23 protein-coding genes are annotated in these 24,672 nt (G+C 51.0%); 1 reads left to right on the forward strand and 22 read right to left on the reverse strand.

Annotated elements, in window-relative coordinates; genetic code table 11:
- Positions 1–137 precede the first annotated feature (137 nt).
- The 22 genes from H9X84_RS06160 to purE all read right to left on the reverse strand — a co-directional run bounded on the left by H9X84_RS06160 (position 138) and on the right by purE (position 22,862).
- Positions 138–953: a histidinol-phosphatase gene (locus H9X84_RS06160; protein WP_205133437.1), complete on the reverse strand. Its 816-nt coding sequence runs from the start codon at positions 951–953 to the stop codon at positions 138–140.
- Positions 950–1,600: a bifunctional phosphoribosyl-AMP cyclohydrolase/phosphoribosyl-ATP diphosphatase HisIE gene (hisIE, locus tag H9X84_RS06165; protein WP_205133438.1), complete on the reverse strand. Its 651-nt coding sequence runs from the start codon at positions 1,598–1,600 to the stop codon at positions 950–952. The genes H9X84_RS06160 and hisIE overlap by 4 nt, the downstream gene beginning before the upstream one ends.
- Before the next feature lie 11 nt (positions 1,601–1,611).
- Positions 1,612–2,370 (reverse strand): imidazole glycerol phosphate synthase subunit HisF, encoded by a 759-nt coding sequence (gene hisF / locus H9X84_RS06170; RefSeq protein WP_205133439.1) that lies wholly within the window; start codon positions 2,368–2,370, stop codon positions 1,612–1,614.
- Positions 2,367–3,092 (reverse strand): 1-(5-phosphoribosyl)-5-[(5-phosphoribosylamino)methylideneamino]imidazole-4-carboxamide isomerase, encoded by a 726-nt coding sequence (gene hisA / locus H9X84_RS06175; protein WP_205133440.1) that lies wholly within the window; start codon positions 3,090–3,092, stop codon positions 2,367–2,369. Before hisA ends, hisF begins: the two co-directional genes overlap by 4 nt.
- 18 nt (positions 3,093–3,110) lie before the next feature.
- A complete protein-coding gene (gene hisH, locus H9X84_RS06180) occupies positions 3,111–3,728 on the reverse strand; it encodes an imidazole glycerol phosphate synthase subunit HisH (RefSeq protein ID WP_205133441.1) in 618 nt (205 codons plus the stop codon).
- Positions 3,728–4,315, reverse strand: a complete 588-nt coding sequence (gene hisB, locus H9X84_RS06185) for an imidazoleglycerol-phosphate dehydratase HisB (protein ID WP_205133442.1) — start codon at positions 4,313–4,315, stop codon at positions 3,728–3,730. Before hisB ends, hisH begins: the two co-directional genes overlap by 1 nt.
- Positions 4,312–5,382, reverse strand: a complete 1,071-nt coding sequence (gene hisC / locus H9X84_RS06190) for a histidinol-phosphate transaminase (RefSeq protein WP_205133443.1) — start codon at positions 5,380–5,382, stop codon at positions 4,312–4,314. Before hisC ends, hisB begins: the two co-directional genes overlap by 4 nt.
- Before the next feature lies 1 nt (position 5,383).
- Positions 5,384–6,664, reverse strand: coding sequence for a histidinol dehydrogenase (gene hisD / locus H9X84_RS06195; protein ID WP_205133444.1), 1,281 nt, complete (start codon positions 6,662–6,664; stop codon positions 5,384–5,386).
- A 9-nt stretch (positions 6,665–6,673) separates the two neighbouring features.
- Positions 6,674–7,312 carry an ATP phosphoribosyltransferase gene (hisG, locus tag H9X84_RS06200; protein ID WP_243423577.1) on the reverse strand — a complete coding sequence of 213 codons (639 nt, stop codon included), beginning with the start codon at positions 7,310–7,312 and terminating at the stop codon, positions 6,674–6,676.
- Positions 7,305–8,423, reverse strand: coding sequence for an ATP phosphoribosyltransferase regulatory subunit (locus tag H9X84_RS06205; protein WP_205133446.1), 1,119 nt, complete (start codon positions 8,421–8,423; stop codon positions 7,305–7,307). The genes hisG and H9X84_RS06205 overlap by 8 nt, the downstream gene beginning before the upstream one ends.
- A gap of 356 nt (positions 8,424–8,779) precedes the next feature.
- Positions 8,780–9,130, reverse strand: a complete 351-nt coding sequence (locus H9X84_RS06210) for a DUF2200 domain-containing protein (RefSeq protein ID WP_205133447.1) — start codon at positions 9,128–9,130, stop codon at positions 8,780–8,782.
- 166 nt (positions 9,131–9,296) lie between these two features.
- Positions 9,297–10,307, reverse strand: coding sequence for an anti-sigma factor family protein (locus H9X84_RS06215; RefSeq protein ID WP_205133448.1), 1,011 nt, complete (start codon positions 10,305–10,307; stop codon positions 9,297–9,299).
- Complete coding sequence (locus tag H9X84_RS06220; protein WP_205133449.1) at positions 10,304–10,948, reverse strand: sigma-70 family RNA polymerase sigma factor; 645 nt, start codon at positions 10,946–10,948, stop codon at positions 10,304–10,306. Before H9X84_RS06220 ends, H9X84_RS06215 begins: the two co-directional genes overlap by 4 nt.
- Positions 10,949–10,981: 33 nt before the next feature.
- Positions 10,982–12,013, reverse strand: a complete 1,032-nt coding sequence (locus H9X84_RS06225; RefSeq protein WP_205133450.1) for a threonine aldolase family protein — start codon at positions 12,011–12,013, stop codon at positions 10,982–10,984.
- Between the two features lie 185 nt (positions 12,014–12,198).
- Positions 12,199–15,885, reverse strand: coding sequence for a phosphoribosylformylglycinamidine synthase (locus tag H9X84_RS06230; protein WP_205133451.1), 3,687 nt, complete (start codon positions 15,883–15,885; stop codon positions 12,199–12,201).
- Between the two features lie 5 nt (positions 15,886–15,890).
- Entirely contained in the window at positions 15,891–17,153 is a 1,263-nt protein-coding gene (purD, locus tag H9X84_RS06235; protein ID WP_205133452.1) for a phosphoribosylamine--glycine ligase, read from the reverse strand.
- A gap of 23 nt (positions 17,154–17,176) precedes the next feature.
- Positions 17,177–18,361, reverse strand: coding sequence for a phosphoribosylaminoimidazolecarboxamide formyltransferase (locus H9X84_RS06240; RefSeq protein WP_205133453.1), 1,185 nt, complete (start codon positions 18,359–18,361; stop codon positions 17,177–17,179).
- 119 nt (positions 18,362–18,480) lie between these two features.
- Positions 18,481–19,200 (reverse strand): IMP cyclohydrolase, encoded by a 720-nt coding sequence (locus tag H9X84_RS06245; RefSeq protein WP_330612282.1) that lies wholly within the window; start codon positions 19,198–19,200, stop codon positions 18,481–18,483.
- A gap of 2 nt (positions 19,201–19,202) precedes the next feature.
- The gene (purN, locus tag H9X84_RS06250) at positions 19,203–19,811 is read right to left on the reverse strand and encodes a phosphoribosylglycinamide formyltransferase (RefSeq protein WP_205133454.1); all 609 of its coding nucleotides are present in this window, start codon (positions 19,809–19,811) and stop codon (positions 19,203–19,205) included.
- Positions 19,805–20,842: a phosphoribosylformylglycinamidine cyclo-ligase gene (gene purM, locus H9X84_RS06255; RefSeq protein ID WP_205133455.1), complete on the reverse strand. Its 1,038-nt coding sequence runs from the start codon at positions 20,840–20,842 to the stop codon at positions 19,805–19,807. Before purM ends, purN begins: the two co-directional genes overlap by 7 nt.
- Entirely contained in the window at positions 20,839–22,278 is a 1,440-nt protein-coding gene (gene purF, locus H9X84_RS06260; protein WP_205133456.1) for an amidophosphoribosyltransferase, read from the reverse strand. The genes purM and purF overlap by 4 nt, the downstream gene beginning before the upstream one ends.
- 89 nt (positions 22,279–22,367) lie before the next feature.
- Entirely contained in the window at positions 22,368–22,862 is a 495-nt protein-coding gene (gene purE, locus H9X84_RS06265; RefSeq protein WP_205133457.1) for a 5-(carboxyamino)imidazole ribonucleotide mutase, read from the reverse strand.
- A 503-nt stretch (positions 22,863–23,365) separates the two neighbouring features.
- Between purE and H9X84_RS06270 the strand changes: the two genes are divergently transcribed.
- Positions 23,366–24,634, forward strand: a complete 1,269-nt coding sequence (locus tag H9X84_RS06270) for a dihydroorotase (RefSeq protein ID WP_243423579.1) — start codon at positions 23,366–23,368, stop codon at positions 24,632–24,634.
- The last annotated feature ends 38 nt before the right edge of the window (positions 24,635–24,672 follow it).

The raw sequence follows: 24,672 nt of genomic DNA on the forward strand, positions 1-24,672 counted from the left end.
TGTCCATTTTGAAGAATTTTCTGCATAATTTGCACTTTGTATTCAGTACTCATACAATCGCAGCAAAAAAAAGACGGGCTTTCCTTAAAAAAGCACCGTCTTTTCCCTGTTTTTAGCAGGATATTGCATACAAAATCCTATAATTTATATTCTTTCATGCCTACCGGCGTCCACAGTAATGCCGTGGAAAAGCCTGCCTCCCGAGCGGCCACTGCTGTTTCCTCAAATCCAAAGCCCAAAGAAACCGTATCATGGCTGTCGCTGGAAAGAAGGATCTTTCCGCCCCGTTTGCGCAGCTCCTTCAGCAGGGCAAAGGAAGGGTATGGCTCCGTCCGCAGTCCCCGGTACATGGCTCCCGTATTGATCTCAAAGGGCTTTCCTGTTTCCAGCAGTGCCTCCATGGCCTCCAGGGCCGCAAAGCGATATGCCTTGCTTTCCGTGTCAAAAAGCCGGTTTCCTTCATTGAACTTTGTCACCAGATCGAAATGACCGATGATATCGGCGCCGGTTTTGCGCACCACATCCGCGGCCACAGCGAAATAAGCGGCGGCGTATTTCAGCCCGGCTCCGCCGAAATACTCCCGAATGACCCGTTCCATTTTCTCCGAAGACTCGTCCACATCATAATACCGTCCATCACAGCACAGATAATGGACAGACCCAATGACATAATCAAAGGGCGCCGTACTTTCCTCAGAATAATAATCCTGCTCCACACCGGCATAAATTTCCATTTTCCCGGCATAGGCCGCCTTCCATTCCGCCAGCTCCGCCAGATAATTTTTCACGCCTTCTTTGGACATACAGTAACTCTCATCAAAGGCCGTATAGCTGTGGCCGGAAAAACCCAGCGCAGAAAATCCCTTTTCATATGCCGCCCGGACCATTTCCTCCACAGTGCATTTGCCGTCGCAATAGGTGGTATGGGTATGAAAATTGGCTTTCGGTATCATTTTGTCATCTTCTCCTGTTTTACCTTATGGTCAATCACATGGCGGGAGGCCAGTTCTTTGCGCACCTCTTCCAGAGAAATGCCCGCCTCTACCATCAGCACCAGTACATGATAGGCCAGATCGGCGATCTCGTAAATGGTCTCTTTCTTATCCTCCGCTTTGGCGGCAATAATGACCTCTGTGGATTCCTCTCCTACTTTTTTCAGGATTTTGTCCAGACCCTTTTCAAACAGATAGGTGGTGTAGGAACCGGAGGGCATCTGTTCCTTTCTGCCTTCCAGCAGTTCCATCAGACCATCCATGGAAAAGCCCTGATTTTCCTGACTCGCATAAACAGTTTCATTGAAGCAGGATTCCGTGCCCAGATGGCATGCAGGGCCGTCCTTCAATACCTCCACCGTCAGTGCGTCTCTGTCGCAGTCGGCCGTAATGCTGACGATATGCTGATAATTGCCGGAGGTCTCTCCTTTGCGCCACAGTTCCTGTCTGGAACGGGACCAGAAACAGGTCTTTCCTTCTTTAATGCTGATTTCCAGACTTTCCCGGTTCATATAAGCCACTGTCAGCACCTTTTTATTGAGGGCATCCACCACAACGGCGGGGATCAACCCTTTTTCGTCAAATTTCAATGTATCCAGATCAAACATAGCTTTCTCCTTTATCTTCTTACCAATACCTGTTCCGCCGCCAGACGCTCCTTCAGCTCCCGGATATCCACTTCCCCAAAATGGAAGATGGAGGCCGCCAGACCTGCGTCTACCTTGGGCAGTTCATGGAACAGGGTCACAAAGTCCTCGATGCATCCAGCACCGCCGGAAGCGATGACGGGCACAGAAACAGCGTCACAGACCGCCGCCAGCATTTCCAGGTCAAAGCCCTGCTTCACACCGTCGGTATCAATGCTGTTGACCACGATTTCCCCGGCACCCATGGAAACACATTTTTTGATCCACTGGATGGCATCCATGCCTGTGTTTTCCCGGCCGCCCTTGGCGAATACCGTAAATTTTCCATCTACCCGTTTCACATCAGCGGAGAGGACCACACACTGATCCCCGTATTTCTTCGCCGCCTGGGCAATCAGATCCGGGTTTTTGATGGCGCCGGAATTGACACTGACTTTATCGGCGCCACATTTCAGCACACGGTCAAAATCCTCCAGCGTATTGATGCCGCCGCCTACGGTCAGAGGGATAAAAATGGTCTCCGCTACCTTCCGCAGAATATCCGTAAACAGAGCGCGTCCTTCGGCAGATGCGGTGATATCATAAAATACCAGTTCATCCGCCCCGTTATCACTGTAATACTTTCCCAGCTCCACCGGAGAGGAAACATCATTCAAGCCCTGAAAATTCACGCCTTTTACTACCCGTCCGTCCTTTACGTCCAGACAGGGGATGATTCTTTTTGTAATCACTTGTCTTCCCCCTTCCCCAGCTTCACTGCTTTTTCCAGATCAATATGGCCCGTATAAAGGGCCTTGCCCAAAATAGCGCCGTAAATGCCCATTTCTTTCAGGGCTGCCACGTCCTCCAGAGAGGTCACGCCGCCGGAGGCTACCAGATCCATGGAATAGGTTTCCGACAGATGGCGGTACAGTTCCAGATTGGTGCCGGAAAGAAGGCCGTCTTTGGAAATATCCGTACAAATCACCGTTTTCACGCCCATTTTTTCCAGCTTCTCACAAAAGGCGTCACAACTCAGGGCGGACACCTCTGTCCAGCCCTTGATAGCAACCATGCCGTCTTTAATATCCACGCCTACTGCTATTTTTTCGCCGTATTTGGCCACCATTTTTTCCAGAAAATCCGGCTGCGTAATGGCCGCCGTCCCCAAAATGACGCGATATACCCCCGCGTCCAGATATTTCTGTATGGTTTCCTCGGAACGGATGCCGCCGCCCACTTCTGTTTTCAGACCGCTGCGGGCCACAATCTTCCGTATGGTTTCCAGATTGGGCGTTGTGCCGTCTTTGGCCCCCTCCAGATCCACCAGATGGAGATATTCCGCTCCGGCTTTAGCAAAGGATTCCGCCACGGCGGCAGGGTCATCGCTGTATACGGTCTTTTGGGCATAATCCCCCCGCACCAGACGCACAGCGCAGCCTTCGATCAAATCTATGGCAGGAAAAATATACATGCTCTTTCCTCCTCTTTCTTACAGTTTACAAAAGGCCTTCAGAATTTTCAGGCCCACTTCTCCGCTTTTTTCCGGGTGGAACTGGGTGCCGAATACGTTTCCTCTGGCTACGGCCGCCGTCAGCTCCGCGCCGTATTCCGTTGTGGCTGTTACGGCTTTCTCACATTCTACGCCCGCGTAGGAATGAACAAAATAAACACAGTCGTTTTCCTTCAAATCAGCAAAGAGAGGACACCGTTCCTTCCCCTTGGGGAAATGCAGGCCGTTCCAGCCAATATGGGGCACTTTCAGTTCTTCCCCGATCATAGGACGGATAGGGCGCACCACGCCGGGCACCAGACCCAGACCGTCATGCTCGCCATATTCGTAGCCCTTCTCAAAAAGCAGCTGCATCCCCAGACAAATGCCCAGGAGAGGCTTGCCAGCCGCCGCTTCCTCCATCACTACCTCCGCCATACCGCTTTCCCGCAGCTTTCTGGCCGCGTCGCCAAAGGCGCCGACGCCGGGCAGTATGATGCGGTCGCACTGTTTTAATACTTCTTTATCGTTGGTAACAACCGCTTCCTCTCCAATATAAGCCAGAGAGCTTTTCAAGGAAAACAGATTGCCTACGCCATAATCAATAATCCCAACCATTACAGCACCCCTTTTGTGGACGGGATCTCATCCCGGTATTTTTCCTCAATGGCAACCGCCTGCTTTAAGGACCTTGCCAACGCTTTAAATGTTCCTTCTATAATATGGTGGCTGTTTCTGCCCGCCAGCTGTTTCACATGGAGGGTCAGATTTGCCTTTCTGACAAAGGCGATCAGAAATTCCTCTGTCAGCTCCGTATCAAAAGTCCCTACTTTTTCCGTAGGGATCTCCAGACCGTATTCCAGATGATTTCGCCCGGAAATGTCCACAGCACATAAAATCAATGTTTCATCCATAGGCAGAATCATATGACCGTAGCGGGTAATGCCCGCACCATTGCCCAGAGCCTCCGCGAAGGCCATGCCAAGACAAATGCCGATATCCTCCACTGTATGATGGTCGTCCACTTCCGTATCTCCGTTGCAGACCACATCCAGATCAAATCTGCCATGTCTGGCGAACAGGGTCAGCATATGATTCAAAAAACCGCAGCCTGTATCCACATGGCTTTTTCCGCTGCCGTCCAGATTTAAGGAAAGAGAAATCTCCGTTTCCGCCGTTTTCCGTTTGATGTCGCTTGTTCTCACGCCTTCCCCTCCTTTAACAGTTCCTTTGTTTTTTCCAGCAGAATCTCCATCTGCTCATCTGTGCCAATGGTAATCCGCACAAAGTCCTCAATCCGTTTCTTGCCGAAATACCGCACCAGAACGCCTTTTTTCTTCAATCCGGCATAAAGCGCGGCGCCGCTGATGGCATCCGACTTGGCAAAAATGAAGTTGGCAACGGAATCCAGCACCGTAAAGCCCATCTCCCGCAAAGCCGCCGTTGTCCGCTCTCTGGTGGCGGCGATCTTTTTGCAGTTTTCCATATAGTATTCGTTGCTGTCCACTGCCGCTTCTCCTGCCGCCAGTGTCAGACGGTTGATATTATAGGGATTGGTGGAGTATTTGATTTTATTCAGATCCTCGATCAGCCCCGCCGACGCGATGGCAAATCCCAGTCTGGCTCCCGCCATGGAACGGGATTTGGAGAAGGTCTGCACCACCAGCAGATTTTCGTATTCTTTCACCAGTTCCACACAGCTGGTACCGCCGAAATCAATGTACGCCTCGTCAATAATGACCACATTGTCCGGATTGGTCCGCAGAATCTCCCGGATCTGCGCCTGAGAAATTTCCATGCCCGTAGGCGCGTTGGGATTGGCGATGACCACCATCCCTCCGGCATGGCAGTAGTCCTTATGATCTATGGAAAAGTCCTCTTTCAAAGGAATCTTTTTTGCCTTCACCCCATACAGATCGGCGTAAACGGGATAAAACCCGTAGCTGATCTCCGGGAACACCGCCCCATGGCTTTCGTCACAAAAAGCCATAAAAGCGAAATTCAAAATATCATCGGAGCCGTTGGAAAGGAAAATATTTTCCGGTCCCACGCCGTAAAGAGCCGCCAGCTTCTGCCGCAGGATCTTCCCTTCGGGATCGGGATAAAGCTGCAGCTTTTCGATTTCCTCCCGGCTCAGTCGGGCAAAGACCTCCGGAGAAGGCGGATAGGGCGACTCATTGGTATTCAGCTTTACATACTGCATATCCTGGGGCTGTTCCCCCGGCGTATATGCTTCCAGCCCGGCAAAGCGGGCGCTCATAAATCTGCTCATATCATTCTCCTCCTTTTTCCAGCCGCACCGCCACAGATCTGCCATGGGCCTGCAGGCCTTCCTCGTTGGCGAACCGGACGATCTTCTGCCCCACTTCCCGCAGAGCGTCCGCTGTATAATATGTAAAGGAAGATTTCTTGATAAAATCGTCTACGGATAAAGGAGAAGAAAATCTGGCCGTTCCGCTGGTGGGCAGGGTATGGTTCGGCCCCGCGAAATAATCCCCCAACGCCTCCGGCGCCTGCTTTCCAAGGAAAATAGAACCCGCATGGCGTATCTGCGCCAGATAGGCGAAAGGATGATCCACACAGATTTCCAGATGTTCCGGCGCGATTTCGTTAGAAATCTCCACCGCCTGCACCATGGACTCCGCCAGTATAATCTTGCCGCATTCATCAATAGACGCTCTGGCGATCTCCGCCCGGGGCAGGAGAGGAATCTGACGTTCCAGCTCCGCCGATACAGCGTCCGCCAGTCTCTGACTGTCTGTGACCAGCACCGCGCTGGCCATTTTATCATGCTCCGCCTGAGACAGCATATCCGCCGCCACAATTTCGGCGTCACAGGTATCATCGGCCAGAATCAAAATCTCACTGGGGCCGGCAATCATATCAATGGAAACACGGCCAAAGACCTGCTTTTTGGCCTCCGCCACAAAGGCGTTGCCGGGGCCTACGATCTTGTCCACTTTAGGCACGCTTTCTGTGCCGTAAGCCAGAGCGGCTACGGCCTGCGCCCCGCCGATTTTAAAAATACGATCTACGCCGGCGATTTCCGCCGCCGCCAAAATCACAGGGTTTACCTTCCCGCCCTTGGCCGGTGTCGTCATGATGATTTCCTTCACGCCGGCAATTTTCGCGGGGATAGTATCCATCAAAACGGTAGAGGGATAGCTGGCTGTGCCGCCGGGTACATAGACCCCGGCTCTGTCCAGAGGCATGATTTTCTGACCCAGCACCACACCGTCTTTTTCCGTCACAACAAAGTCCTGCCGTTTCTGTTTTTCATGGAAAGCGCGAATATTGGCCGCCGCCTCCCGCAGGATATCCAGAAATTCATGGTCTACCTGCCACAGCGCCGCCGCCCGTTCTTCCTCAGATACTTCCAGGCATTCCAGCTCCGCCCCGTCAAACTGACGGCAGTAGCGGAACAGGGCCTCATCCTTGTTTTTGCGCACATCCTCAATAATAGCGGCTACGGTATCCGCCACATCTGTTTTTTCCTCTGTTCTGTGAAAAATATCTTCTATTTTAATTTCTTCATAACGATACTGCTGAATCATGGGAACGGCTCACTCCTTTCCTTCCCGCAGTGCGGCGATCTTTTCGCACATTTCACGGATCTGTCTGTTTTTGAATTTATAGCCCGCTTTATTGGCAATGAGCCTTGCGCTGATCTGCACGATATCCTCCAAAGGCTCCATGTTGTTTTCCTTTAATGTCGTTCCTGTTTCCACGATATCCACAATCACATCGGACATATTCAAAATGGGAGCGATTTCAATGGAGCCATGGAGCTTGATGATCTCGATCTCCTGGCTCTGGCCCCGGAAATATTCCCGGGCGATATTGGGGAACTTGGTAGCTACCCGCAGGGTATGGTCGCTGTGGACTCTGGTGCCTTTTAGCCCGGCCACTGCCATACGGCATTTGCCAATGCCCAGATCCAAAAGCTCATACACATCCGAGCCCTGCTCCAGCAGGATATCCTTTCCCACAATGCCTACATCGGCGGCACCCCGTTCCACATAAACAGCCACATCTGAAGGCTTTACCCAGAAATAGCGAACGCCGTTTTCCTCATTCTCAAAAATCAGTTTTCTGTTCTGCTCCCGGATAGAGGGACAGCCGTAACCGATGGATTCAAAAATATCGTATGCTTTTTCTCCCAGTCTGCCCTTTGGCAGGGCAATATTGATATACTCAGCCAATGACTTCCACCCCTCTTTCATTGAGACGGCAAAGCTGTTTGTATGTAATGCTGCCGTCATCCTTTTTCTGCGCCGCCACACTCAGGCCCATATTCTGGAGCATCTGCACCGCCCGCATTTTGGCGATGGTGTCTGTGGTATCATCATAGAGCAGCAGCGCGTCCACATCATATGTCTTTTCTGTCTCGCCGTAGCGTTCCAGAAGATCCATGGCCACAGCAAAGCCCATGGCGCCGGCGTCTTTCCCGAATTTCTCCAGCAGTTTGTCATATCTGCCGCCAAACAGGATCTTCTTTGGAATACCATCTACAAAGCCCTGGAAAATAATACCGTTATAATAGTCCATATCATTGACAACGGAAAAATCCAGATTGATGCCCTGGTCATAGACGCAGGCTTTCAGGCAGGCCAGCAGTTTTTCCAGCTCTGCCACCGCCTGCTCCATTTTCTCGTTGCAGCAGATGGCCTTTGCCTTGGGCAGCGTTTCCTCCAAAGATCCGCCCAGTTCCGCCGTCATGGCGATTTTTTCCGTCATTTCCTCCGAAACGCCTGCCTCCCGGCACAGCTGACGGATACCATGGGGATTCTTCTCTCCCATGCAGGCCAAAATCCTGCCCTGTTTGCTGGGGGAAATACCCGCCGCCTCCAGCAGACCGGAAACAAAGCCCATATGGGAAATATCCAGCACAGACCGGGCGCTGATGCTATCCAGACTCTTTTTCGCCAGCAGAATGATCTCACAAACTGCATAATCATCCACATCGCCGATATACTCCAGCCCTACCTGCATCATTTCCCGGTATTCGCCGTCACCTTTTTCCGCCCGGTATACGTTTTCCGTATAGTATACACGCTCGGGGCAGTCCCGGTTTCCTCTTGTATTCTTTACGATAGACAACGTCACATCCGGCTTCAGCGCCAGCAGACGTCCTTTCAGACCGTTAAACGTAAGAATATTCTCCGCCGAAAGAAAACTGCGGTTATCCGCGTAAAAATCATATTCCTCAAACTTGCTCATTTTAAACTTTCTGTATCCGTACTGTTCAAAGAGCGAACGGAGCAGATATACCGTCTGCTCGCCTTTTTTCAGAAAACCCTCTTGTTTAATCATAAGCCGACCCTCCGAAACTTTTATTTTTCATCATAGAACCATCATAGAACAGCAAAACGCTTTAGTCAAGTAGATTACTAAAGTTTGGTATCTATATGCAAATTGTTTCCTTCCATTTTCATAAATTATGCAAATTGTATAGAAGCAACTCCACAGCTGCTTTTTTCCGTCCAAAGTCAGACATAGCGCTCCATCCGGTCTCCCAAAAAGCAAATATTGCCGTTTCCCCTACCTTTGGCATTTTTTATTATGGCACATCCTCTGGTTTTTCTCTACTCTTTTCCAAAAATCAAAAAGGATAGCGCCTCTGCCGTGCAAAGGAATCCAGCTATCCTTTTTTCGTAAAATTATATCCTTCACTGGCGCAGGATCTTTTCCATGGGCTTCCCCTTTGCCAGTTCATCCACCAGTTTATCCAGACGGCGGATCTCACGCATCAGCGGGTCTTCGATCTGCTCCACCCGTACACCACAGATCACACCGGTAATGTTCTCCCTGTTTTTGGCGGGAGCAGGAGCATTTCGGAAAAAATCACCATAGGTCAGTTCCTGCTCCAAAAACATTTCCAATTCCTCTTTTGTGTAGCCTGTCAGCCAGCAGGTCAGCTCATCCACTTCCTCCCGTGTCCGCCCTTTTTTCTCCGCCTTAGCGACTAACAGCGGATAAACCCTGGAAAACATCAACCCAAACACTTTTTCTTCCTTCATAAATCCCCCTCCTTTTTAATATCATACCACAAAAATAACGGCGGAAAGATCAGAGACTTCCTCATCAGAAAACAAATATTGCCCGAATCCTTATAACCAAGAGGATTCAGGCAATTCAATTTTTGCTTGGAGTTTTTTCAGAGAAAACTTCTCTTCTTCCGTCATTTTATTCTGTTGTCTGTGTCTCAAAAGTCACTTTGACCCAGATTTCATTCTGGCTGTCTGTGACTGCCGCCTGAGCCTCATGAGTGCCCACTTCCTTCAATTCTTCCAGAAAAGCAGGCTTCTGGCTTTCCGCCATGGCATAGGTCAGACTGTTTTCTGTTTTTTCCACCTCTGTCAAAGACATTTCTTCGGCAATGGCTTCCACCTGGGTCATGGCCGCAGGCACATCCGCCACCTTCAGTGCCACATCTTCCTGTGCGGGCGTTACAGAACGCAGTCCCGGCTGACCATCCGCAATCTGAGAAGCTGTCATGGGCATAACGTCCAGGGATTCCTCATTTGCCGTTGTGTTGGAAGTCTGGGGCGCGGAAGCTGTATCCATCCGTTTCTCAGAAGAAGTCTCTTCCCCTGTCTTTGCGTTGGAAGCATAATTTGCTGTCTGCTCCTTTTTTGTCACCGCTGGGGTTGTACCTGTACCTGTCTGGGCCTGGAGCTGCTCATTTTCTGTCCCTGTGACCTCTTCCGTCTGTGCCGTATCCTCCTGTACGGACCGCACCTTTGTCTGGACCGAATCAGCATCGGCCTGTTCCATCATTTCCTGCACCACCGCGTCCTGTGACGAACGCATCTGCAAAATCCCCTGACTGCCGCCAAGAACAGCCACCAGAACAACTGCCGCCGCAATCAGCCCGAAATTCCGCCGGCCCGGCTTCTTTCTGCCGGGGAAAGGTACTACCTTTCCTTCTGTTTCCGAAGGGGAAATGGCTTTTGTATCCTCCAACCGGGCTTCCTTTTCCCGGCCCAATTTCTGCATCAATTCATCATGGAACCCAGAGGGCAGTTCTTCTTCTGGAAGGTCTCGCAGGGTTTTGGAAAGATTTTGTATCAGCTTTGCTTCTTCGGCACATGCCGGACATTTCGCCAGATGCGCCCGCAGCCGCTGGGCTTCTTCTTCCGGCAGTTCGCCGCCAAACAGCGCCCACAGCTGTTCTCTGCAATCTTCGCATTTCATTCTTTCCTTCCCTCCTTTCCTTTCTTTTGACGGGAAGAATCTGTCTTTCGTTCCCTGATTTTTAAAATTTCTTCCTTTAATTGGGCTCTTCCTCTGGAAATCCTTGATTTTACCGTACCCAGCGGCATCTGGATCATCTCCGCAATCTCCTCATAGGAATACCCACGGATATCCCGCAGGATCACTGCCGCCTTGTGCTCCGGCGACAAGGTCTCTAACGCTGCCAGCACCTCGCCCCGCAGTTCTTTTTGCAGTATTTCCTCTTCCGGCCGTCCGCCCTCGTCAGCAAACTGCTTTTTGTAATTGCCGTCCTCATCCTCCAGCTCCGCGTCCAGAGAATAGGTCTGTTTCCCCTTCCGTTTCCGGATCTCGTCGATACAGGTATTGACGGCAATACGGTAGATCCAGGTGGAAAAGGCGGATTTTCCGTCAAAACGCTCCAGATTCCGATAGACCTTCAGAAAAACCTCCTGGGCCATATCCTTCACGTCTTCGCCGCCGCCCATCATCCGAAAAGCGATATTGTACACAATTTTTTCATGCTGCAGGATCAGCGCCTCAAAGGCGTCCATATCCCCCTGTCTGGCCAGAGCCACCAGTTCCGCGGCGTCTCTTTGGCTGTACTTGTCCAACTGTCTCACCTCAGTTCCTTTGGGTATCCTTTTTTTCTCAAATCAGCCCCGCAAATCTTCTGCCAGAGCCTGTGCCTGTTCCTTCGTGGTCTTCCAGCTGGTGCAGAAGCGCACAGCGCTGTGTCCCGCGTCCACAGGCTCCCATACGAAAAAGGCGTATTTCTTTTCCAGTTTTTCAATCATTTCATTGGGCAGTACCGGAAACTGCTGGTTGGTCATGGAATCGTAGAGCATAGGAAATCCCCGTTCCTCGCAGACCTTCCGGATCTCCAGCGCCCGTTCCACCGCGTTTTTGGAAATCTCAAAATACAGTCCGTCCTCAAAAAGGGTCTCAAACTGCAGGCCCAAAAATCTCCCCTTCGCCAACAGACCGCCCCGCTGTTTGATGTAATAACGAAAATCCCGTTTCAGCGCCGGATTACAAATCACCACCGCCTCGCCAAACATAGCGCCGATTTTCGTACCGCCGATATAAAACACATCGCAAAGCCCGGCAATCTCCGCCATGGTCAGATCGTTGGCGGGTGAAGCCAGCGCGTACCCCAGTCTGGCGCCGTCGATATACAAAGGCAGTCCTTTCTCCCTGCACACTTCATAGAGTGCCGTCAATTCCGCCTTCGTATACATAGTGCCATTTTCTGTGGGCTGGGAGATATAAACCATCCCCGGCTGTACCACATGCTCATGGTTCACATCCGCCCAATGGCCTTCTACCATCTTCTGCACCTGTTTTGCCGTAATTTTGCCGTCCCGGCTGGGCAGTGTCAGCACCTTATGCCCTGTGGCCTCAATGGCGCCGGTCTCATGAACATTGATATGACCGGACTGGGCGCATACCGCCCCCTGGTGGGGCCGCAATATGGAAGCGATCACCGTCAGATTGGTCTGGGTGCCGCCCACCAGGAAATGCACATCCACATCCTCCCTGCCGCAGAGTTTACGGATCAGCTCCCTGGCATGGTCGCTGTAAGGATCATCCGTATAGCCGCAGGTCTGTATGTCATTGGTCTCTATCAACCGTTCCAAAATTCTGGGATGGGCGCCTTCCGCATAGTCACATTCAAATCGAATCATAATCTCTCCCCCTATTCTGTCTGCCATCATTGTCTTCTGCTTTTTAGTGTATCATGGCAGACAAAAAAGCACAAGCAGAGAGCAACTCTCAACTCATATGATACGATTCCCGCCGGCATTTTGTTCCAAAAAAATGGAGAGGCCTCCATGTCTGGAAGGTGCCTCTCCAAAAGTGTTTATTTTGATTATTTCCAGTATTCCACAGCGGATTTGAACAGTTTCATATCAAACTCGCCGGGTACATTGCGGTACAGACCGTCAGCGATACGCTCGGAATGACCCATTTTACCCAGAACGCGGCCGTCGGGAGACAGCAGACCCTCGATGGCAAGCGCGGAGCCGTTGGGATTGTACTGAATATCATAAGTAGGATTGCCCTTATCATCCACATACTGTGTCAGAAGCTGGCCGTTTTCCGCCAGCTGACGCAGCAGCGCCTCGTCCGCCAGCAGTCTGCCTTCCCCGTGGGAAATAGGCACCGTAAAGATATCGCCTACCTGTACGTTGGTCAGCCAAGGAGACTGATTAGACGCCACACGGGTGCGTACCAGTTTGGACTGGTGTCTGTGGATGGTATTATAAGTCAGTGTCGGGCAGTTTTCGTCTGTGTCGATGATCTTGCCGTAAGGCACCAGCCCCAGTTTAATGAGCGCCTGGAAGCCGTTGCAGATACCGCAGATCAGACCGTCTCTGTCCTCCAGCAGTCTGGTCACTTCTTCCTTGATTTCCGGATTGCGGAAGAAGGCTGTAATAAACTTGCCGGAGCCGTCAGGTTCATCGCCGCCGGAGAAGCCGCCGGGAATGAAAATCATCTGGCTGTCACGCAGTTTTTTCGCAAAGGTCTCTACGGAATTTGCGATGCCAGCCGCCGACAGGTTGTTGATAACGAAGATCTCCGCTTCCGCGCCTGCCCGTTCCATGGCCTTAGCGGAATCATATTCGCAGTTGGTGCCAGGGAATACAGGGATCAGAGCCTTGGGCTTTGCGAACTGCATCCGGGGTTTTGCCACGGTTTTCGCATGGTAAGAGAAGGCAGGGATCTCCTTCTTCTCTGTGGCAATATTGCAGGAGTAAATCGGTTCCAGCTTGCCCTCGTATACGTCATACAGCTCTGTCAGAGGGATAGAAACGCCGTCTTTTGTGATGGCGCTGCCGCCGGTACGTCCCAGAAGCAGGCCCACTTCGTCCTCTGTATTCAGTTCCAGAATAAAGGAGCCATAAGCGTAGCCAAAGATGTCTTCCTGACTCAGGCCGTCCGCATAAGCAAAGCCGATGTCATTGCCCATAGCCATTTTCAGCACAGCCTCTGCCACGCCGCCATAGGTAGGGGTATAGCCCGCGCATACCTTGCCGGCACGCATCAGGTCATTCACCTGAGCAAACAGGGCTTTCAGGCTTTCCGCCGTAGGCAGGCCGTTTTTATCGTATACCGGCTTCAGCCATACAACCTTGTGATTTTCTCCCTTGAACTCAGGAGAGATAATATTTTTAGTATCTTCTGTTGTTACAGCGAAGGAAACCAATGTAGGCGGAACATCGATATGCTCAAAGGTGCCGCTCATGGAGTCCTTGCCGCCAATGGCGGCGATCTCCAGACCCTTCTGCGCCATGAACGCGCCCAAGAGAGCCGCCATGGGTTTGCCCCAGCGTTTGGGGTCCTTCATGGGTTTTTCAAAATATTCCTGGAAGGACAGATATACGTCCTCAAATTTCGCGCCGGTAGCAATGAGTTTTGCCACAGATTCCACAACCGCCAGATACGCGCTGTGGTAAGGGCTCTTTTCGGCGATAAAGGGGTTATAGCCCCATGCCATCATGGAACAGGTCTCCGCTGTATCTTTTTCCATGGAAACCTTGTTTACCATGGCCTGAATGGGTGTTCTCTGGTTCTTGCCGCCAAAGGGCATCAGTACCGTACCTGCACCAATGGTGGAGTCAAAGCGTTCGGACAGTCCTCGCTTGGAGCATACATTCAGGTCTCCCGCCATTTCCAGATAGGCTTCTTTGAAGTCTCCTTTGATTTCCTTATCAAAGGCTTTGGGTGCGTCGGGAGCGATTTCAATATGTTTTTCCGCCCCGTTGGAGTTCAGGAACTCACGGGAGATATTAACAATCTTCTCACCGTTCCAGTACATAACCAGATAAGGATTTTCCTTAACTTCCGCCACAACGGTAGCCTCCAGATTTTCGCTGTAAGCCAGTTCCTTGAAGCGTTCCACATCTTTTGCCGCTACAACGACAGCCATACGTTCCTGAGATTCACTGATGGCCAGCTCTGTGCCGTCCAGACCTTCGTATTTCTTGGGAACAGCGTTCAGGTTGATTTCCAGACCATCTGCCAGTTCCCCGATGGCAACGGATACACCGCCAGCACCAAAGTCGTTGCAGCGTTTGATGAGACGGGATGCCTCCGCGTTGCGGAACAGTCTCTGGAGTTTTCTTTCTTCGGGAGCGTTGCCCTTTTGTACCTCCGCGCCGCAGCTTTCCAGAGATTCCATAGTATGGGATTTAGAAGAGCCTGTTGCGCCGCCGCAGCCGTCACGTCCGGTTCTGCCCCCCAGCAGGATGACGATATCGCCGTCCACAGGACGTTCTCTTCGTACATTCTCCGCGGGAGCCGCGCCGATAACAGCGCCAATCTCCATTCTCTTCGCCACATAGCCGTCATGGTAGATTTCGTCTACCTGACCGGTGGCCAGACCAATCTGGTTGCCGTAAGAGCTGTAGCCCGCTGCCGCAGTTGTAACAATTTTACGCTGAGGCAGTTTCCCCTTCAGTGTTTCGGAAACGGGAGTCAGCGGATTGCCGGCGCCGGTCACACGCATAGCGGCATATACATAGGAACGGCCGCTGAGAGGGTCACGGATAGCGCCGCCCACACAGGTCGCAGCGCCGCCGAAAGGCTCGATTTCCGTCGGATGGTTGTGTGTCTCGTTTTTAAAGAGCAGCAGCCATTTTTCTGTTCTGTCGCCCACTTTTACATCCATTTTTACTGTGCAGGCATTGATTTCTTCGGATTCATCCAGCTTATCCAGCTTGCCCTGCTGTTTCAGGAATTTGGCAACGATGGTGCCCATATCCATCAGGTTGATGGGTTTTGTTCTGCCAATGGCTTCTCTTGTTTTCAAATATTCATCATAAGCGCCCTGCAAAAGCTCATCTTCAAAGGTCACTTTGTCGATGGTAGTCAGGAACGTGGTATGACGGCAGTGATCGGACCAGTAGGTGTCGATCATTTTAATTTCTGTAATAGTAGGGTCTCTTTCTTCGCTCAGGAAGTAAGCCTGACAAACCTTGATGTCGTCCAGATCCATAGCCAGCCCCTGATCCGCCACAAACTGGGCCAGAGCCGCCTCGTCCATCTGGCGGAAGCCTTCCAGCACGGCTACGGAAGTGGGGATATCATATACCATTTCCAGTGTAGCCGCTTCTTCCAGAGACGCTTCTCTGGATTCCACAGGGTTGATGACATATTTCTTGATGGCTTCCACGTCCGCGTCGCTGAGATCGCCATAGAGCAGATAAACCTTGGCGCTCTTTACCAGAGGCCTTTCCTGCTTGGAAATAATCTGAATACATTCCGCCGCGGAGTTGGCTCTCTGGTCGAACTGACCGGGCAGGAATTCCACAGCGAATACTTTCGCGCCGTCCTGAGGAATCTCTGTCAGCACATCATCCAGCTGGGGTTCAGAAAAAACTGTTGTTGTGCAGTAGTCAAACAGCTCTTTTTCCATATGCTCCACATCATAACGATTCAACAGGCGCAGACCTGTCAGATTTTTGATGCCCAGCAGATTTACCAGATCACTTCTCAGACCATCCGCTTCTGTCTGAAGGCCCTGTTTTTTCTCCACATAAATTCGATAAACCATAGATGTTACACCTCCGCCGCAAGGGCTTTTTTACCAATATCTTTCCGATAATACGCGTTTGCGAAACTTACGGTTTTTACCGTTGCATAGGCTTTGTCCACAGCCTCCGCCAGTGTATCCGCTACTTCTGTCACACCCAGTACACGGCCGCCGCCGGTCACCAGTTTGCCGTCCTTGATTTTTGCGCCGGCCACAAAAATGCGGCTGGAATCCGCGGGCAGTGTGATCTCATAGCCTGTCTCATACTTGCCGGGGTAGCCCTCCGACGCCATAATAACACAGCAGGCGGATTTTTTGCTGAATTCCACTTCCGCCTCCGCCAATGTGCCTTTGGCAATATGCTGCATGATGGTCAACAGATCGCTTTCCAGCAGCGGCAGAACCACCTGTGTTTCGGGATCGCCGAAACGGCAGTTATATTCAATCACCTTGGGGCCGTTGGGTGTCAGCATCAAACCAAAGTACAGGCAGCCTTTGAAAGTTCTGCCTTCTTTATTCATGGCATCCATGGTAGGCAGGAAGATGGTTTTCATACATTCTTCCGCAACAGCCTCTGTATAGTAAGGATTGGGCGCTACTGTACCCATACCGCCGGTATTCAGACCTTTGTCTCCGTCCAGCGCCCGCTTGTGGTCCATGGAAGAAACCATGGGGATCATGGTTTTGCCGTCTGTGAACGCCAGAACGGAAACCTCGGGGCCTGTCAGGAACTCTTCCACAACAATGTGGTCACCGCTGGCGCCGAATACCTTATCTTCCATAATGGTTTTTACGCCTTCCTTGGCCTGTTCTCTTGTTTCGGCAATAATTACGCCTTTGCCCAGCGCCAGGCCGTCCGCCTTGATAACCGTTGGAATGGGCGCTGTTTCCAGATAAGCCAGAGCGTCTTCGGCCTTGTCAAAAACCTCATAAGCCGCTGTGGGAATACCATATTTTTTCATGAGATTTTTGGAAAATACTTTACTGCCTTCCAGAATGGCCGCATCTTTATTGGGGCCGAAGCAGGGCACGCCAATGGCCTCCAGGGCATCCACAGCGCCCAGCACCAGAGGATCGTCCGGCGCCACCACTGCAAAATCAATGGCTTTTTCCTTGGCAAAGGCCACCATGCCGTCAATATCCTTAGCACCAATATCCACACAGACAGCGTCCTGCGCCATACCGCCGTTGCCGGGCAGTACATACAGCTCTGTCACACTGGGGTTTTCCTTGATCTTCTTCACGATGGCGTGTTCTCTGCCGCCGCCGCCAACTACCATAACCTTCATATATTTTCGTCCTCCGCTTCTTCTTAGTGATGGAACAATCTCATGCCGGTAAAGGCCATAACCATATCAAACTTATTGCAGGTAGCGATGACATTGTCGTCACGGATAGAACCGCCGGGCTCCGCGATATAGCTTACGCCGCTCTTTGCCGCCCGTTCAATGTTGTCACCGAAGGGGAAGAAGGCGTCACTGCCCAAAGCCACACCGGTGATGGTATCCAGATAAGCTCTCTTTTCTTCTTTTGTCAGAGGTTCGGGCTTTTCGGAGAACAGTGTCTGCCATACGCCGTCCGCCAGAACATCCTCATAATCATCGGAGATATATACGTCGATGGTATTGTCTCTGTCCGGTCTGCCAACAGTAGGCAGGAACGGCAGGTTCAATACTTTTTCATGCTGACGCAGATGCCATACATCCGCCTTGCCGCCTGCCAGTCTGGTGCAGTGGATTCTGGACTGCTGGCCTGCGCCTACGCCGATGGCCTGACCGTCTTTGGCGAAACATACGGAGTTAGACTGGGTATATTTCAGTGTAATCAGGGCAATAATCAAATCTCTCTTTGCCTCTTCCGTCAGGTTTTTGTTGTCTGTAACAATATTGTTCAGCAGTTCTTTGTCGATCTTGAAGTCATTTCTGCCCTGTTCGAAGGTGATGCCGTAAACCTGTTTCTTTTCCTGTTTTTCGGGCACATAGTCAGGGTCGATTTTTACGATATTGTAGCTGCCTTTTCTCTTGCTTTTGAGAATCTCCAATGCTTCCGGTGTATAGCCGGGAGCGATGATGCCATCGGAAACCTCTCTTTTGAGCATCCGTGCCGTTACTTCGTCGCAGACATCGCTCAGTGCCACCCAGTCCCCAAAGGAACACATTCTGTCAGTGCCTCTGGCTCTGGCATAGGCCAAAGCGATGGGAGAATCATCCAGACCCTCGATGTCGTCTACAAAACAAGCTCTTTTCAGCGCGTCGCTCATGGGCACACCTACAGCGGCGGATGTAGGGCTGACATGCTTGAAGGATGTTGCCGCGGGCATCCCCAGGGCTTCCTTCAGTTCTTTCACCAGCTGCCAGCTGTTGAAGGCATCCAAAAAGTTGATATAACCGGGCTTGCCGTTCAAAATCTCAATGGGCAGTTCCTCGCCGTCAGCCATATAGATCTTGGCAGGTTTCTGGTTAGGGTTACATCCGTATTTCAATTCAAATTCTTTCATAGCGATCCACTCCTCCATACGCTCTTCCGTAAAACGGAAAATGTCCTATTGTGAAAAAAAGCGTCAAGACAGGGAAGAAAAGAAAACTCTTTTCTTCCGCTGTATCCTCACGCATTTATTTATTCATACTTATTGATCATTCTGTTTTCCACAGCGCCGCTTTCCAGATCCACAAATCTTACGTAAACGGAAATCTTGTTGTCTGCGTTCAGATTTTCCCAGATCTCTTTGGCGAAAGCGTCGATGTCGTTTCCAATGGCTACTCGTTCCGGTTCTCCCTGGAAGGTAGGCAGAGGATTGCCGTCACAGGCATAGGTATGGATGAAATGGCCCAGACCTGCCAGCGCCGCATAATTGAAAGTGTATCTGTTGCAGGCGCTGCCGTCAGCGTCCGCGCTTTTCAGAATACTCATTTTATAGGTAAAATCTTTTTCCCCAAAGGTCAGCATACCGCTGATTCTGGGTGTGAAATTGGGTGCGTCGGGCTCAAATTCTCTTGTTTCCAGCGCCGCCTCAAAAGATTTTCCTTCCTTTAAATAGTCATAAATGGTATCGGTCTGGTCGCCGTTGGTAACGATCAGGTTGTTTTCCCATTTTTTGATGGGGGAATAGATAATCAAAGAAGGATCTTCCACCTTGGATTCATCATAAGGCTTGATAATCACTTCTTCGCCCTGTTCCAGAAAAATACGGTTGCGGCTGTTTTCGCTTCTGCCCATGATAAAATAAGCCACTGCCGCTTTTTTGCCGTCAGCTGTTTTGCCGATGACGATGCCTCTGCCCACATAGGGGTTATCCTTTACCAGCATTTTCATAGGCTCGCTTTTATAAATATCCATGATTATCTTCCTTTCTGCAAATCCTTCGCTACCTGTTCCGTCGCTCTGGGAAGCAGAACCCATTCCGCTTCTTCCATAACACGACGCTGCAATACTTCCGGCGTATCTCCATCCTTTACCTCAACGGCCTTTTGCAGCAAAATCTCTCCGCCGTCGGGAATCTCGTTGACAAAATGAACCGTAGCCCCGGTGACCTTTACGCCATAGGCTAAAGCCGCCTCGTGGACCTTCAGTCCGTAATACCCCTTCCCGCAGAAGGAAGGGATCAAAGAAGGATGGATATTGATGATGCGCTTGGGGTAAGCGGAAGTAAAATTCTCACTGAGGATAGACATAAAGCCCGCCAGAACAATCAGCTCGATGCCATACTCCTTCAGCACTTCCTTGACTTTTTCCTCATACTCCAGCTGGGTGGCAAATGTCTTTCTTTCCACCACAGCGGAAGGAATATTATTTTCCGCCGCTCTGGTCAGCGCGTAGGCCTTGTGATTGCTGGCCAGGACCAGAGCGATCTCGCCGCTTTGCAGCAGACCGCTTTTCTGGGCATCAATGAGCGCCTGAAGATTGGTGCCGCCGCCGGAAACAAAAACCGCGATTTTTGTTTTCAGCATATTACCACGCCCTCTTCGGATTTCACGATTTCACCCATGATATAAGCGTCCTCGCCCTGGGCTTTCAAAATCTCAATGGCTTTTTCCGCATCTGCCTTCGCTACCACAACGCTCATGCCCACACCCATATTAAAGGTATTGAACATATCTCTTTCGGGAATATTGCCCTTCTTTGCAATCATATCAAAGATGGGAGGAATCCGCAGTGCGCTCTTGTCGATCTTCGCGCCAAAGCCCTTGGGGATGCTTCTGGGAATATTTTCGTAGAAGCCGCCGCCGGTGATGTGAGAAACCGCTTTTACGGTTACTTCCTCAAACAGAGCCAGCATAGGCTTCACATAGATCTTTGTAGGCGCCAGCAGTGTTTCACCGATGGATTTGCCGCCCAGCTCTGCCAAAGGTGTTTTAATGTCCTCATGTTCCACATCCAGCACACGGCGCACCAGAGAGAAACCGTTGGAATGTACGCCGCTGGAAGGCAGAGCGATGACAACGTCGTCTTCTGTCATAGTGGAGTTATCCAGAATCTTGTCTTTATCTACAACGCCAACGGCAAAACCTGCCAGATCGTATTCATCCTCAGGATAGAAACCGGGCATTTCCGCCGTTTCGCCGCCGATGAGCGCCGCGCCGGACTGTACACAGCCTTCCGCCACACCGGAAACAATGGAGGCTACCTTTTCAGGGAAGTTTTTGCCTACGGCAATGTAGTCCAGGAAAAACAGAGGTTTCGCGCCGCAGCAGATAATATCGTTGACGCACATAGCCACGCAGTCAATGCCGACAGTGTCATGCTTGTCCATCAAAAAGGCCAGTTTCAGCTTTGTGCCGACGCCGTCTGTGCCGCTGACCAGTACGGGCTTGGAAATCCCGGTCAGATCCATTTCAAACAGTCCGCCAAAGCCGCCGATATCGGACATGGCGCCTGCGGTCACGGTTCTTGCGATGTGCTTTTTCATCAGTTCTACGGCCTGATATCCCGCTGTAATATCAACACCGGCTGCTTTGTAGCTTTCGCTGTGGCTTTTCATTTCTTATTTCTCCTTTCGCTGAGCTTGCATTCAAATCTGTTTTTGCAGGTTTCGGAAGGTACTTCTGTGGGGTAATTGCCGTCGAAGCACGCGGAACAGTAGCCTTCGCCTTTGGGAACGCCCATCAGCATCCCCAGATGATCCAGGCTCAGGTAACCGATGCTGTCAGCGCTGATGATCTCCTTGATCTCATCCATGGTATGGTTTACCGCGATCAGATTTTCCTGGGAATCCACGTCTGTGCCGTAGTAGCAGGGGAACAGGAACGGAGGCGCCGAGGAACGAACGTGTACTTCGGCAGCGCCTGCTTCCCGCAGCAGTTTTACGATTCTTGCAGAAGTGGTACCTCTGACAATGGAGTCATCGACCATAACGACACGTTTGCCTTTGATTGTTTCAGAAACGACATTTAATTTGATTCTTACTTTATCCTCTCTCACCTTCTGGCCGGGAGCGATAAAGGTACGTCCGATATATTTGTTTTTAATAAAGCCGATGCCGTAAGGGATGCCGGACTGTCTGGCATAACCAATGGCAGCGTCCAGACCGGAGTCAGGCACGCCAATAACTACATCCGCGTGTACAGGATGCTCCATAGCCAGGCAAGCGCCCGCTGTGGCTCTTGCGTGATGTACGCTGACACCGTCTACGATAGAGTCGGGTCTGGAGAAATAAATATGTTCAAAAATACACAGATGTTTCTTTTCTTCGCCAATGTGATCCCGGATGGTACGGATCTCATCGCCGTCAAATACGATGATTTCACCGGGTTCAACATCACGGATAAATTTCGCGCTGACCGCGTCCAGAGCGCAGGTCTCAGACGCTACGATATAGGTACCTTCCTTTGTCACGCCGTAGCAAAGAGGGTGGAACCCATGAGGATCTCTTGCGGCGATCATCTTGGAGGAAGACATCACAACCAGAGAGTACGCCCCTTTGATGCGGTTCATAGCCTGGTTTACAGCTTCCTCGATGGAGGGTGCTTTCAGTCTTTCTTTTGTAATAATATAGGAAATAACTTCTGTATCACTGGTAGTATGGAAAATGGAGCCTTCCATTTCCAGTTCCTGGCGCAGTTCGTAGGAATTCACCAGGTTGCCGTTGTGTGCCAGCGCCATTTTGCCTTTGATATGGTTGACAACAATGGGCTGCGCGTTGAGACGATCACTGGCGCCTGTGGTGCCATAGCGAACATGGCCTACAGCCATATTGCCTTCGCCCAGCTTCGCCATGATCTCGGGGGTGAAGATGTCGTTGACCAGACCGCCGTCCTTGTGGTACTGGAACACGCCGTCATCGTTTACAACGATACCGCAGCTTTCCTGACCTCTGTGCTGCAGAGCGAACAGACCATAGTAGGTCGTAGACGCTACCGTCGTTTTTTCTTTGGCGTACACACCAAATACGCCGCATTCTTCATGAATTTTATTCATCCTTGCACACTCCTGTTCTCTTGTTCCCTTTGGGTAAAAGCGGCCGGTCGTTCCTGACCGCTGTAATACCGCCGCTGGCGGTGAGTTGCTTATTTATTATATTTTTCCTCCACGGCTTTGTTCTTTTCCAGAACTTTGGCAGCTGCCTCCGCTCTTGCGTCATCCAGCTTTTTGGCCAGATCCGCGTCCGCTACCGCCAGCATCTGCAGCGCCAGCAGAGCCGCGTTTTCCGCACCGTCAATGGCTACGGTAGCTACGGGGATGCCGCCGGGCATCTGTACGGTAGAAAGCAGCGCGTCCAGACCGTCCAAGGTAGAGGATTTTACCGGTACGCCGATGACGGGAAGTGTAGTATTTGCCGCGATAGCACCAGCCAGATGGGCCGCTTTGCCCGCCGCCGCAATAATGGCGCCAAAGCCGTTGGCTCTTGCGTTCTGCGCGAAATCCTTTGCCTCCACAGGTGTTCTGTGGGCGGAATACACATGTACCTCAAAAGGCGCGCCAAATTTTTCCAGCGTTACAATCGCCTTTTCCAGTACGGGAAGATCACTGTCACTGCCCATTACAATGCCAATTTTTTTCATGGATAAACCTCCTAAAAAATAAAAACAATAGATACCTTTCGGAAAACACAGAAAAAAGGGCAGTCCTATTCTATCATTTAGAAACAGGACTGCCCAGACGGTCGACAAAAGCAGGTACACCCGAAGCCCGCCAAAGCGATGACAGTAAAAAAGACGATATTTTTTTCTTTTTTCATAAAAACACCGTCACTTTCCATCTACACATCCAACATTGCCAAGGGCGTCCGTTCGCCTCGTCCGCTTCTACGCGAAACCGAATCTCACTGCACTGCTTCCTTCAGGTTTTCTGCTCCCCTGTGGTCGCCCACGAATCCGTCAGTTACAGAAAACCTCCTTAATTTTTACAAATTCAGTCTATCATATTTTCGAATATGCTGTCAATGAAGGGGGACTAATTTTCGGAGAAAGAAATTCTTGACAGGGCCAAATCCTTGTGATATACTACTGACAATTTGTAAAGAAATATCTAACAACACTTTTACGGAAGAAAGGAGAGAAATACATTGAAGTACATTTTATCCAATGCTATGGTATTTACACAGGGCGAATTTGTAAAAACCAACGTATTTGTAAATAATGGAATGATTTCCCATATTTCTACCGCAGCACCCGAAGGGAGCAGCGTTGTTTTTGATTTGGAAGGCTGTGTGATCTTTCCCGGTTTCATTGATGTCCATACACATCTGAGAGAACCGGGATTTTTTTATAAAGAGACCATAGAAACCGGTACAAAGGCAGCGGCTCACGGCGGATATACCTCCATCTGCGCCATGCCCAATCTGAAGCCGGTGCCCGATTCCGCCCAAACGCTGGCGCCCCAGCTGGAGGCCATTGAAAAAACAGCCTGTATTCAGGTACTGCCCTACGGCGCCATCACAAAGGGGGAACTGGGGCAGGAGCTGGCGGACTTCGACGCGCTGGCGCCCCATGTCTGCGCCTTTTCCGATGACGGCAGAGGGGTACAGAATGACGATATGATGCGTCAGGCCATGACAAAGATCCATGCCCTGGGCAAAATGGTAGCGGCCCACTGCGAAGTCAACGAACTGCTGCGGGGCGGCTACATCCATGACGGCCAGTATGCCGCACTCCACGGCCACAAGGGCATCTGCTCCGAAAGCGAATGGAAGCAGATCGAGCGGGATCTGGCGCTGGTACGGGAGACCGGCTGTGACTACCATGTCTGCCACATCTCCACAAAAGAAAGTGTGGAGCTGATCCGTCAGGCAAAAAAAGAAGGCCTGCCCGTCTCCTGTGAGACAGGCCCTCATTACCTTGTTCTGACCGATATGGATCTGCAGGAGGACGGCCGCTTCAAAATGAACCCTCCTCTGCGCAGCAAGGAGGACCAGGCCGCTCTTCTGGAAGGCATTCAGGACGGCACCATCGACATGATCGCCACAGACCACGCTCCCCACTCCGCTGAGGAAAAAAGCAAGGGTCTGGCCGGCAGTATGATGGGCATTGTAGGCCTGGAAACCGCTTTCCCCATCCTTTATACAGAACTGGTGAAAAAAGGTGTTCTTACATTAGAACAGCTGATCCATCTGATGCATACCAATCCATCCCGCCGCTTCGGCATCGGAAGCCCTCTGGCAGAGGGAATGCCCGCCGATCTGACGGTTTACAACCTGAATGAGTCCTACACCATCGACCCGGAGACCTTCCTGTCCAAAGGCAGAAGCACCCCTTTTGCCGGATGGAATGTCTGGGGCAAATGCAAAATGACCATGTACCACGGCAATATTGTATGGCAGGAGGACAAGGCTTGAGAACAGCCCCTAAAACAAGACAACCCGTAACTTTACTA

The sequence above is a fragment of the Anaerotignum lactatifermentans genome, from assembly GCF_016902535.1.
Lineage (GTDB): Bacteria > Bacillota > Clostridia > Lachnospirales > Anaerotignaceae > Anaerotignum > Anaerotignum lactatifermentans_A.